The sequence below is a fragment of the Acinetobacter sp. RF15B genome, from assembly GCF_007558235.1.
Taxonomy (GTDB): domain Bacteria; phylum Pseudomonadota; class Gammaproteobacteria; order Pseudomonadales; family Moraxellaceae; genus Acinetobacter; species Acinetobacter lwoffii_C.
Window position 1 is genome coordinate 16,972 of record NZ_VLSR01000014.1, and the last position, 12,251, is coordinate 29,222.

A 12,251-nucleotide genomic window follows, 5' to 3' on the forward strand; every position below is an offset into this window, starting at 1 on the left:
TTGTTCTCCCTGCTGTCTTAGGCCTGATTCAACAGAATCACAGCACCAGTCACCAAAAGGTTAACCAACGCCAATGGCAAGCAAATTTTCCAACCAAAGTTCATCACTTGGTCATAACGTGGACGCATTAAAGAGCCACGTGCCAATACGAACATCATGACAAAGAAAGCAGTCTTGATAATGAACCAGAATGCCGGTGGCAAGAAATCCAGACCGAACGGCGCTAACCAGCCACCAAAGAATAAGGTTACGATTAATGCTGAGATCAGGACCACGTTAACGTATTCCGCAACGAAGAACATGCCCCATTTCATCCCGCCGTATTCTACGTGATAACCTTCGGCCAGCTCCTGCTCTGCTTCCGGCTGGTCAAATGGATGACGGTGAGTTACCGCTACCCCTGCGACCACAAAGATCAGGAAGCCCAAGAACTGAGGAATAACAAACCAGACGTCTTTTTGTGCTTCTACGATTTCACGCATGTTGAATGAGCCGGCAATTGCCACTACACCCATCAGCGAGATGCCGAGGAACACTTCATAAGAAATCGTTTGTGCTGCTGAACGCAGACCACCTAACAGTGCATATTTGTTGTTAGATGACCAGCCACCAAACAGCACCGCGTAAACTGCAATCCCCGCCATCGCCATAAAGAACAGCAGGCCGATGCTCATGTCTGCTACACCCAAATACGGTGAAACAGGAATGACCATGAAAGACAGTACCGCTGTTGCCATCGCAACGCCTGGTGCCATACGGAATGTTAATTTATCAGCAAATTTTGGTGTCCAGTCTTCCTTGAACATGATTTTCAGCATGTCGGCAACAATCTGGAACATACCACCCGGACCTACACGGTTCGGACCGTAACGGTCTTGCCACAAACCAAGCAAACGACGCTCAATGAAAGACATCAACGCTGCAACCAATACCACAACAAGTAAGATTACGATCGCTTGAAGTACTGAATAGGCGATTGGCCAGTTTTCAGCCCACAGCGGCGTTTGACGGATTAATTCTTGTTCCATGAATTACACTCCTACCGCGACTGAAACAGGCTCTGCAAGAGATACCGTCGGTGCAAGACCGATTGGGTAGCCAATACAACCTGTTGGTAAGTATTCAATCACTTGAACTGGAAGAACGATCGAGTTATCCCCTGCTTTCACAGTAATTTTCTGACCATCCTGAACATTCAAGCGTGCTGCATCCTGTTCACCGACTGCAAAAACTGCTTCAGGAATACGTGATTCCATCGCCGGTGTTTTCACGGTAAATTCGCCAGAAGCAAAAATGTGATGCATCGGAACCAGACGGAAGCTGTCAGCATTCGCAACCACTGGGGCTGGTGCAACGAAAGTACGTGCTGGACGTTTTGGTAGGCGATCAAACAGACGAACGCCTGAATCACCCCCTTTCAGATGACCACCCACGTTGTCCTGGAATTTGTTCCACGCTTGTGGAGAGTTCCAGCCTGCCGACCATGCGAACGGTACCAGCGCAGATGGTGTCTGGTCACCGACATAACCTTCCATCGAGAAAGTTAAGGCAGAATCTTTGTCCACGGGCTGTTTAGGCTCGTGTACAGATAATGGCGCACGCATCGAAGTACGACCTGAATAACGGCGTGGTTCACGTGCCACTTTCAGACCATGTACACGGAAGCCCGCATCAGGTGCCACATCCAAAATACCTTCTAAAGCAGGTACGTTTTTCGCTACAGACTCGATCACATCATCCAGCAAGGTCCATGAAATGGCTTTACCTTTCACGCCCGTTTCAATTGCATGTAACCAGCGCCAAGACTCCTTGATCGCCAATTCCGGATTGTAATAACTTGGGTCATATACCTGATAGAAACGCTGTGCGCGGCCTTCCTGAGAAACCACTGTACCATCGCCTTCAGCAAAGCTTGCAGCAGAAAGTACAATGTTGGCTTTCTTCACCGTTTCTGTTTCTGAATGATCAAGCACAATCACTTCTTTGCCAGCAAGTGCAGCATCGACTTGGGTCTGCGGTAAACGACGGTAAAGGTCATTTTCAACAATCACGACTGTATCGAAGTCTTGGGCAAAAGCTTGTTCCAGGCTGTTACCACCCAGAATTGCAAGACCCATTGAGTTCACTTCTGGGACAGTCAAGGTTAAGCCAGCATTACCCAGATTTTGTGCTACTTGTGCAGCCGCTTCCATAATGGCAGCGTCTTGCAAGCTGGTACCAGAAACAATCAATGGTTTTTTCGCAGCTTTCAGGGTATCAGCAATGGTTTGAGCAAATGCTTTAGCAGCATCATCCAGACCTGTGATGACTTCACCTTTTACACCCGCAGCAATTGCAAAGCCTAAACGTGCAATATCGTTTGGAGACGCAACCACTTCACCTTCGGCAACGTCAGACAAACGGGTCTGTGTTGCAGCCAGAATGTAAATCGGAGATTTCGCATCTTGAGCAATACGCTGTACCGGTTCAGCCAGCCATTCTTGAGTACGACGCTCTGCCGCCATCTCTTTGCCTTTATTTTTCGCAGCCTGGCGAACAGATAAAGCCATACGTGGTGCAGTTTGAGTTAAATCTTCACCTAGAATTAACACCGCATCGTAGCTTTCGATTTCACGCATCGTTGGGTTATAAACACCCTCGGTTTGCATGATTGAAGCTGCCAGTTCAACCAGATTCTGCTCTTTTTGAGACAGACCTGTTGAATAGTTCTCTTGACCGACCAGCTCACGAAGTGCGAAGTTCGATTCAAGTGATGCACGCGGCGAACCAATACCCAGGATTTTTTTACCCTGAATATTTGCAATCACCGTGTCTAGTGCGGTATCGACTGAAACAGTTTCTACATTGTTGCCGGTACGGAATTGCGGTTGACGTGGGCGATCAGCACGGTTCACATAACCGGTACCGAAACGGCCTTTATCACACAGGAAGTACTGGTTCACTTCACCATTGAAACGGTTTTCAACGCGACGAAGTTCGCCATAACGTTCACCCGGAGAAATGTTACAACCTGAAGAACAGCCTTGGCATACGCTAGGCGCATACTGCATGTCCCATTTACGGTTATATCGTGCAGAGTGGGTTTTGTCAGTGAATACCCCTGTAGGACACACTTCAGTCAGGTTACCCGAGAATTCAGATTCCAAAGTCCCTGATTCCGGACGACCGAAATACACACGTGATGCGTTGGCATATACGCCGAAATCGGTACCGCCGGCATAATCTTTGTAATAACGCACACAACGGTAACATGCGATACAACGGTTCATCTCGTGCGCAATAAACGAACCCAGTTCCTGGTTGTAATGCGTACGTTTAGTGAAGCGGTAGCGACGACGGTCATGCTGCGTCATCACTGTCATATCTTGCAGGTGACAGTGCCCCCCCTCTTCACAGACCGGACAGTCATGCGGGTGGTTGGTCATCAAGAATTCAACAACAGAAGCACGGAAATCTACTGCTTCTTTGTCTTCAACCGAGATGTAGGTATTGTCAGCAGCCGGTGTCATACATGACATGACCAAACGACCACGCGTATCTTCTGGATTCGCGTATTGGGTCACAGCACATTGACGGCAAGAACCGACAGAACCTAAGGATGGATGCCAACAAAAGTATGGGATGTCGATGCCGAGACTCAAACATGCTTGCAGCAAGTTTTCCGAGCCGTTGACTTCATACGATTTTCCATCGACATGAATTGTAGCCATAGTCGAATTCCTTAAGCTTGTTCTACGTTGCGGGTTTGAGCGGCAGCATTTACTACTTTTGCTTCAAACTCGCCACGGAAATGTTTGAGTGCGCCCATTAATGGTTCCATCGCACCTGGTGCGTGAGCACAGAAAGTTTTACCAATCCAAAGCTTGCGGGTCAGTTCCTGCAAGTGATCGATATCTTCTTTTTTACCTGTACCATCTTCAAGTGCTTTCAGCGCTTTCACCGCCCAAGGCAAGCCATCACGGCAAGGCGTACACCAGCCACATGATTCACGGGCAAAGAACTCTTCCAGGTTACGTGTTGCTGAAACCATACATTGCGTTTCATCCACCACCATCAATAAACAGGTTCCTAAACGTGAGCCTGCTTTCATGATGGTTTCTGCATCCATCGGAAGGTCGATATGCTCTGCGGCCAGGAAGTCAGTCGAGGCACCGCCCGGCAACCATGCTTTTAGCTTTAAGCCATCACGCATACCACCGGCATGTTCTTCAATCACTTCACGAGCCGTGGTACCAAATGGAAGCTCCCATAAGCCAGGGAATTTCACCTTACCAGATGCACCATAGATTTTAGTGCCTGGATCTTTGGATTTACCCGCAGACAGACCAATATACCATTCAGGGCCACGCAGCATAATTGCCGGCAAGTTGTTGTAGGTCTCGACGTTGTTGACAATCGTCGGACGACCCCAAGCCCCTGCAACTTGCGGGAATGGTGGTTTGGTACGCGGGTTGGCACGGCGACCTTCCAGCGAGTTAATCAGTGCTGTTTCTTCACCACAGATATAACGGCCTGCACCGGTATGCACGTGCAATTCAAAGTTCCAGCCAGAATCCAGAATATTTTCACCCAGATAACCTTTGGCACGGATTTGTGCAATCGCGTCGTTCAGGTATTTTGCCGCTTCGATATATTCGCCACGGATAAAGATATAACCATGAGTCGCTTCGAGGGTATAGCCGGCAATCAGCATACCTTCAATCAGCTGGTGAGGAAGATCTTCCATCAACAGACGGTCTTTGAAGGTACCTGGTTCCATTTCATCGGCATTACAAATCAGGTAACGAGGACCTGAATTGTCATTTGGTGCCATCAGCGACCATTTGATGCCTGCCGGGAAACCTGCACCACCACGGCCCTTTACTGTTGCAGCTTTAATGACTTCCAGCACTTCTTTCGGCTGCATGCCAATGGCTTTTTTAAAGCCGGCATAACCCTCTAGGGCTTCGTAATCATCGGCATTACGAACGTGCTCTTGTTTACTCAAACGCCAGGTCAATGGATGCGTTTCTGGGTTACCGTCACCATAAATTGGTTTTGGTTCAGTATTCATACATACTTCTCCAGCAACTGTTTAACCGAAGTCACTTCAACTAAACCGTGCGTATCTTCATCAATCATTAAGGTTGGGCCCTTGTCACAGTTACCCAGACAGCAAATTGGTAGCAAGGTAAAACGGCCATCAGCAGTCGTCTGACCAAACTGGATACCCAGTTCACGCTGGAAAGCTTCTGCCAAAGTTTCCGCACCCATCAAGAAACACGCAATCGAGTCACACAGTAAAATTACGTGACGACCCACGGGCTGGCGATAAATACGGTTATAGAAAGTCGCTACACCTTCCAAATCCGCAACACTCATGCTGAGCATTTGCGCGATAGCATTCATCTGTGCATCATCTACCCAGCCATTACGGCGTTGTACACACTTCAGCGCATCAAGACACGCTGCACGTGGATATGGATAGTGGCCCATGTGCTGTTCGATTTCGTGGATTTCTTCCTTCGTTAAAATCCCTTCAACATTCACACGTGGCTTTCTATCAGTCAAAATCATCATAATGCGTTACCCCTTAGCGATCCACGTCAGCCATTACGACGTCAATTGTCGCTAAATAAATGATTAAGTCAGATACAAGACTGCCGTTAATCACAGAAGGCATTTGCTGTAAGTGCGTGAAAGTCGGTGTACGGATACGGGTACGATAACTCATGGTTGACTTGTCTGAAGTCAGGTAGTAGTTCGATGCCCCTTTCACCACTTCGGCCATTACAGATGCTTCACCAGCAGGCATTACAGGACCCCATGACACGCTTAAGAAGTGCGTAATCAAGGTTTCAATATCTTGCAATGTCTTGTCTTTTGGTGGTGGAACTGCCAATGGATGGTCTGCTTTATAAGCACCAGATGGCATGTTATCCAGGCACTGACGAATGATTTTCAGTGATTCTTCGATTTCACGGAAATGAACCAGCACACGTGCATAGGCATCGCCTTCATACTCTAAAGGCACTTCAAAGTCGTAGTTTTCATAACCGCTATATGGACGGTATTTACGTACGTCGAAATCAATACCTGTGGCACGCAGACCAGTACCTGTCACACCCCAAGCCAGCGCAGATTTTGCATCGTATTGCGCCACACCCTGGGTACGGCCCATGAATACCGAGTTGCGTAAAGCAGCTTTGTAGTATTCATTCATACGTTTTGGCATCCAGTCGAGTAATTCTCGAACCAGCTTATCCCAGCCATTTGGCAGGTCGTGTGCAGTACCACCAATCCGGAACCATGCCGGATGCATACGGTAACCGGTAATCGCTTCCACGATGTCATAGACTTTTTGACGGTCAGCGAACATATAGAATACAGGCGTCATACCACCGGCATCCTGAATCGCAGTACCAATGAACAGCAAGTGGTTATTGATACGGAACAGTTCTGACATCATGACACGGATACATTGCGCGCGGTCAGGGACAGTAATGCCCGCCATTTGCTCCACACCCATCACATAAGGCATGTTTTGCGCACAACCACCCAGGTAGTCGACACGGTCAGTATAGGGAATGAAGGAATGCCAGGTTTGACGTTCAGCCATCTTCTCCACACCACGGTGGTGATAACCGATATCAGGCACACAGTCCTTCACTTCTTCACCATCCAGCTGCAAGATCACACGGAAGGCACCGTGCGCAGATGGGTGGTTTGGACCCAGGTTCAGGAACATGAAGTCTTCATCGGCATTACCGCGCTTCAGACCCCAGTCCTCAGGGACGAAACGTAAATGCTCCTGTTCAAAATCCTGCTTGGCCTTATCCTGAATATACGGCGTATATTCAGTTGCACGTGCAGAATACTCTTTACGTAACGGATGACCTTCCCAGTAGGTTGGCAACAAGATACGATGGAGCATTGGATGCCCTTCGAAATTGATACCAAACATGTCATAAGCTTCACGCTCATACCAGTTCGCATTCGGCCAGATATTCGTTGCGGTCGGCATATTCAGATCGCTGTCGCTTAAGGCCACTTTAATACGAATGTCACAGTTACGCTCTAACGACAATAAGTGATAGAACACTGTGAATTCTGATGCAGGCAAACCGTCACGATGGGTACGCAAGCGCTCATCTACTGCAGACAAGTCAAATAGCATCACATAAGGACGTGGCACGGTACGCAAGAACATTAAAACTTCTTGTACACGTGCGCGCTCAACCCAAACTGTCGGGAAATCCTCGAAAGTCGTTTGCACAAAGAAGTTCTCACCAAATTTGGTTTTGAGCTCTTCAATGATGGCAAATGCTGGGCGTGAATCAACTGCTGTTGATTCTGGCATAGCAATGTCAGTTTCAGCCATTGGCTTGGCTTCCTATTTAATACAAATTCAGTCAACCTAAACGACGACTACACCCAGAGCGGGTGCAACAGATCATCTGTCGTTTAAATTATTTAATTTCATCCATAGAGCGTAAATTTTTCACAGCAACACGCTGATCTTTCTTACGGTCACGTTCCGGCATCATCTTTGGCTTATACACTGGCTTAAGATCATCACCGATCACCGCAGAAAGCGGACGACGCTCTAGTTGAATTTGGTCTTGCAACAGCATGAGTGCCTGAATCAGGGCTTCAGGACGTGGCGGGCAACCCGGGATATACACATCGACAGGAATGATTTTATCAACACCCTGTACAACTGAATAAATATCGTACATACCACCTGAGTTTGCACACGCACCCATTGAAATTACCCACTTTGGTTCAAGCATCTGCTCGTACAGACGTTGAATCACCGGAGCCATTTTCACGAAGCATGTACCAGCGACGATCATCAAATCGGCCTGACGTGGTGAAGCACGGATGACCTCGGCACCAAAGCGTGACAAGTCATGTACACCGGTCAAGGTCGTTGCATACTCTACATAGCAGCAAGACGTACCAAAGTTAAACGGCCAAACTGAGTTCTTGCGTCCCCAGTTTACTGCTGTGTGTATTACATCCTCTAAGCGAGTCATGAATACGTTTTTATTCACTTCTTCTTCTAAAAGCGGGTCTTCTACCAAGATACGCTCTTGAAGTGGATATTGATCAGCATTCGGATTCGCACGGGTTAATGTGTATTTCATCCCGAGTTACTCCTTATCAGATGATTGAGCTTGTGACTTTTTCACAAGACCAGATGATTGAGCTGGGATTTGGCCAGTTGGGTCCATAACCAATTCTTCAACTGAGTTGAAGCGCGTAATTTCCGCAAGATCCATATTTGGCGAACCAATTTTAGGTTTAATCCCGGCTGCTTTACGTTTGTCTGAAGGTGCCCAGTTCAGTGCGCCTGTCGATAATTCGTAAACCAAGCCAACGAGTAAAACTAAAATAAATATAGCTGCGGTTACAAAACCAACCCAACCTACTTCACGAACAGAAGCTGCCCATGCGTACAGGTAAAGGGCTTCCAAGTCAAACACGACGAAGAAAATTGCAACCAGATAGAATTTTGCGGACAAGCGGATACGGGCTCCACCTGCTCCAACTACGCCTGACTCAAACTGCTCCTGCTTGGCACGGCCCCATGATTTACCCCCGAGGAGTAATGGGACAGTGAGCATAAAGACGCACAAAAATGTAACACCGATCACGAAGGCAATAATTGCCCATTCGTATGGAGTAATGGCATTCATGCGGGGATAACTCCTGGCAGGCCTATTTATTAACAAAGAATGTATGTATTGGCCTTCAAATACACCAAACACAAAATTAATCCCGCCAATTGTACCTGATTTTGGATTTCACTTGCTAGCTTCTCGCCCTTAGTCTTTGGGATGATTTTTTAGGCATTTCAGTATTTAATTGGGCGTGAGTGCACTCAAAGCTGCACTAATTGCTTTATTTAGTTGATTTTCGACCTTCAATTATTTTAACAAGCCTGTAAAAATCCAGTTTTCAGTCCTGACAGGCTATTTCAACTTGAATCCATCAAGTCAGGAAAGTTTCTATTTAGGTCTTAAATCGAATTAACTAAAACAAAATGAGTGTGCCACAGCAAAAAGTAACTTTAAACACCACTTGCGTCGTTTAAATTTTCAGCGAAAAATATAAAATCAGGCAATTTAAACCCTGTTCCGGCCGCACCCCCCCTATCAAGCAATTGTATTTTTTTGCAACACATTCAACAGATTGATTCAGATTATGTTATTTGTATTTCTAGGCCTGATAATCACATAAATAAAGCAACTAAAGGAGTCCAGTATGTCTCTACATTTTACGCATAAACCTAATTATTTTTTATTTTCCCAACTTTTGATTCGACATATCGAAACTTATATTCATAAACACCCTGATGCCAGCAATGCTATTTTTGACTTGCGCGAAATTCACGACCTGTTCCAAGCCGATCAGGCCTCTTCGAGCATCAACCTGGAAGGCATTTTAAATATTGTTGATGAATACAAAGTGGAAACCATCTCTGGCGACCAAAAACTGATCCAGAATTATAGTATAGATGCCAAATACAATAAGCTGATGATTGATTTTAATGCAGAACCTTTAGATAGCCTGCGTGATGGCAAACCACTAATTGAACCAGACGTCACCGTACAGGAATAAATCCTCGTAGCATAAAACAAAAAAACGATACTGATTTCAGTATCGTTTTTTATATCAGGTGACTTAAACACAGATTTTAGGCTGAACGCTCGCTGCTGGCTTCTTCAACATGTTCCAGCATTTTCGGTCTGGATTTCTTACTATAACGATGAGCCGGCCAGGTCATAATAAAGCGCGCGCCACCCAGTTTCGGACTCTGATCAACCTCAATGCTTCCTCCGAACCAGTAAGCAATCCGACTAACAATAGAAAGTCCCAAACCATACCCCCCTGAAGCCCGGGTACGACTATCATCTAAACGGGCAAAAGCTTCAAAGATACGGGCGCGATCTATTTCCGGAATCCCCGGACCATCATCTTCTATACAGATATAGGCTTGTCCTTCAGCATCCAGCCCACCACTTAACAAAATTCTACTATCGCAATAACGTACGGCATTCCCTACCAAATTCTGAATCACCCGATGCAAATAGCGCCGCTCCGCCTCTACCACTATGTCATCAGACATTGCTTGCAGCTCAATAACTTTTCCGGTCTTCAGAGCTTCAGTTTCCACAGCAACCTGATTTAACACTTCATACAGATCTACATGTTCAAACTCAATTGAAGGCATGCCCTGCTCAAGCTTGGCATAGGTCATAATTTCATCAATCAGGGTATTTAGCGCCTCAATATCTTTATCGATCTGTTCGACCTGCTGTAGGCGGTAATCGTAGTCATCTTCATCTGCCATCATTTCTACCGCAAAACGAATCCGTGCAACAGGCGTACGCAACTCATGCGACACAGCACGCATCAGCTCACGCTGCGCTTCAATAAGACGCTGAATATGATCTGACATATTGTTATAGCTGGATGCCAGAGTCGCCATTTCATCATTTCCCTCAATCGGAAGACGGAGCGACATATTCCCGCTCTTCATCTTGTTCAGGGCATAATTGACTTCGCGCAGTTTACGCTGCATCGGCACCAGCAAACCATACACTCCCAGACTTAAGACAAACAAGCTGAGCAAGGTAATGCCCGCCGCCAGCTGAAATGGCATCCAGTTAAAGAGTGGCACTGGCCCCATAACCAGTACTTCCGAGGTCGAACCTGGAATGGGTGACACAATGGAAATAGTAGTGCCACGAATCGAGGCACTATCACGATACAGAATAATACTGTGATCCAGGCGTAAACGTCCGATCTGTTCGGAGTCCAGCGGCAGCGCCTGTACGGTCTCTATTGAAATCGGGTAGGAGAAATATGACTGAATACGCTCAAGGTATTCTTTTTCCTGGCCCGGATAGTAGACGAGATAATCCAGAATAAAGACCGGCAGAGCCTTCATCTGACGTTCGGTAATATTGTCCGCCTTGATATAAAGATAATGCTCCGGGTCATCTTGCAGCGCTACAACAATATAGGCCACGCTGGTTTTGGCATCCCAGCGCACGACGGCCTTGCGCTCAGCCAGTCGTCGGGCTTCGGCGCGGGTAACATCAACTTTACTGGCTTCAATATAGTAAATCGGGAGTTCTAATAAATCCGACGCATCGGAAATCCAATCCATCTTCTGCTGAAGGTTGGGCTGACGCGCAACCCCCTCACTGATGATATAAGCCATACCATCAGTCAGGGATTCACGATATTCCTGCGCACGCTGATAGTTAATAATCTGTACCAGCAGGTAGCCAAATATCGCCACCAATACCACAAGGACGACCAATCCTGCGTAAATACGCAAAAATATACTGTGTTTAAACACTTATATTTATCCTGCTTTTCAGGCAACCAACCGTCTGATCCTACATTCCGTTGGTTTCTTTGACGAAGAGATAACCTTTACTACGTACTGTTTTAATACGTTTTGGATTCTCTGGATCATCACCAATTTTTGGACGAATGCGCGAGATACGCACATCAATTGAGCGGTCCTGACCATCATATTCAATACCGCGTAAGCGTTCGAAAATATCTTCACGAGACAGAATACGCCCCGCATTTGAGGCAAGCAGCCACAACAGATCGTATTCAGCGCTGGTAAAATCAACCAGCTCGCCATTTAAGGTCACTGAACGTCCACCATTGTCGATGACCAGGTCATCAAACTCAATACGCTGTGCCACTTCATCTTCCGGCACCTTGTCGGTACGGCGTAGCAAAGCACGAATACGCGCTAAAAGTACACGTGGCTGTACCGGTTTAGCCACATAGTCATCCGCCCCCATTTCCAGACCCAATACCTGATCCATATCTTCTGTGCGTGCGGTCAGCATTAAAATCGGCTGATGATAATGTGGACGCACTTCACGACAAATGGTCAAACCATCTGCACCTGGCAACATCACATCGAGGACAACCATATCAGGCTGCTCGGCAATAATACGACGAATTGCACGATTACCATCCGGCTCAACTCCGACTTCCAGCCCGTTACGGATTAGATATTCTTGAGTTAAACGCGCAAGACGTTCATCATCTTCAACAATTAAAATCTTGGGTAACTTTTCTTCTTGGCTCATGTCTTGCCTCTTTATTTAATGGACGTATGCTATGGCGTATCCTTTTGAAATCCAATAGATACGATTTTAATATGCTTGCAATATACACACGTTTACATTGTAAACAATATCCTGTTCACCAAACTGATACATCAAAAT

At 46.6% G+C, this 12,251-nt stretch carries 10 protein-coding genes; 1 reads left to right on the plus strand and 9 read right to left on the minus strand.

From position 1 onward, the window contains the following. Positions 1 to 17: 17 nt before the first annotated feature. The 7 genes from nuoH to E2K74_RS10710 all read right to left on the minus strand — a co-directional run bounded on the left by nuoH (position 18) and on the right by E2K74_RS10710 (position 8,681). Positions 18 to 1,028, minus strand: coding sequence for an NADH-quinone oxidoreductase subunit NuoH (gene nuoH, locus E2K74_RS10680; RefSeq protein WP_151203440.1), 1,011 nt, complete (start codon positions 1,026 to 1,028; stop codon positions 18 to 20). Between the two features lie 3 nt (positions 1,029 to 1,031). Continuing rightward, complete coding sequence (nuoG, locus tag E2K74_RS10685) at positions 1,032 to 3,710, minus strand: NADH-quinone oxidoreductase subunit NuoG (protein WP_151207524.1); 2,679 nt, start codon at positions 3,708 to 3,710, stop codon at positions 1,032 to 1,034. 11 nt (positions 3,711 to 3,721) lie between these two features. Continuing rightward, positions 3,722 to 5,053: an NADH-quinone oxidoreductase subunit NuoF gene (gene nuoF / locus E2K74_RS10690; RefSeq protein WP_151207526.1), complete on the minus strand. Its 1,332-nt coding sequence runs from the start codon at positions 5,051 to 5,053 to the stop codon at positions 3,722 to 3,724. Next, positions 5,050 to 5,559, minus strand: a complete 510-nt coding sequence (gene nuoE, locus E2K74_RS10695; protein ID WP_151203437.1) for an NADH-quinone oxidoreductase subunit NuoE — start codon at positions 5,557 to 5,559, stop codon at positions 5,050 to 5,052. The genes nuoF and nuoE overlap by 4 nt, the downstream gene beginning before the upstream one ends. Positions 5,560 to 5,572: 13 nt before the next feature. Further along, positions 5,573 to 7,360 (minus strand): NADH-quinone oxidoreductase subunit C/D, encoded by a 1,788-nt coding sequence (gene nuoC / locus E2K74_RS10700; protein ID WP_151207528.1) that lies wholly within the window; start codon positions 7,358 to 7,360, stop codon positions 5,573 to 5,575. Positions 7,361 to 7,448: 88 nt separating this feature from the next. Further along, a complete protein-coding gene (locus E2K74_RS10705) occupies positions 7,449 to 8,129 on the minus strand; it encodes a NuoB/complex I 20 kDa subunit family protein (protein WP_151203435.1) in 681 nt (226 codons plus the stop codon). A 6-nt stretch (positions 8,130 to 8,135) separates the two neighbouring features. Beyond that, positions 8,136 to 8,681 carry an NADH-quinone oxidoreductase subunit A gene (locus E2K74_RS10710; RefSeq protein ID WP_151207530.1) on the minus strand — a complete coding sequence of 182 codons (546 nt, stop codon included), beginning with the start codon at positions 8,679 to 8,681 and terminating at the stop codon, positions 8,136 to 8,138. A gap of 568 nt (positions 8,682 to 9,249) precedes the next feature. Here E2K74_RS10710 and E2K74_RS10715 point away from each other — a divergent pair. Further along, positions 9,250 to 9,606: a hypothetical protein gene (locus tag E2K74_RS10715; RefSeq protein WP_151207532.1), complete on the plus strand. Its 357-nt coding sequence runs from the start codon at positions 9,250 to 9,252 to the stop codon at positions 9,604 to 9,606. A 76-nt stretch (positions 9,607 to 9,682) separates the two neighbouring features. Here the strand turns inward: E2K74_RS10715 and bfmS are convergent, their stop codons facing one another. Further along, the gene (gene bfmS / locus E2K74_RS10720; RefSeq protein ID WP_151207534.1) at positions 9,683 to 11,356 is read right to left on the minus strand and encodes a sensor histidine kinase BfmS; all 1,674 of its coding nucleotides are present in this window, start codon (positions 11,354 to 11,356) and stop codon (positions 9,683 to 9,685) included. A 40-nt stretch (positions 11,357 to 11,396) separates the two neighbouring features. Then, a complete protein-coding gene (gene bfmR, locus E2K74_RS10725; RefSeq protein ID WP_004891693.1) occupies positions 11,397 to 12,113 on the minus strand; it encodes a response regulator transcription factor BfmR in 717 nt (238 codons plus the stop codon). Between the last annotated feature and the right edge of the window lie 138 nt (positions 12,114 to 12,251).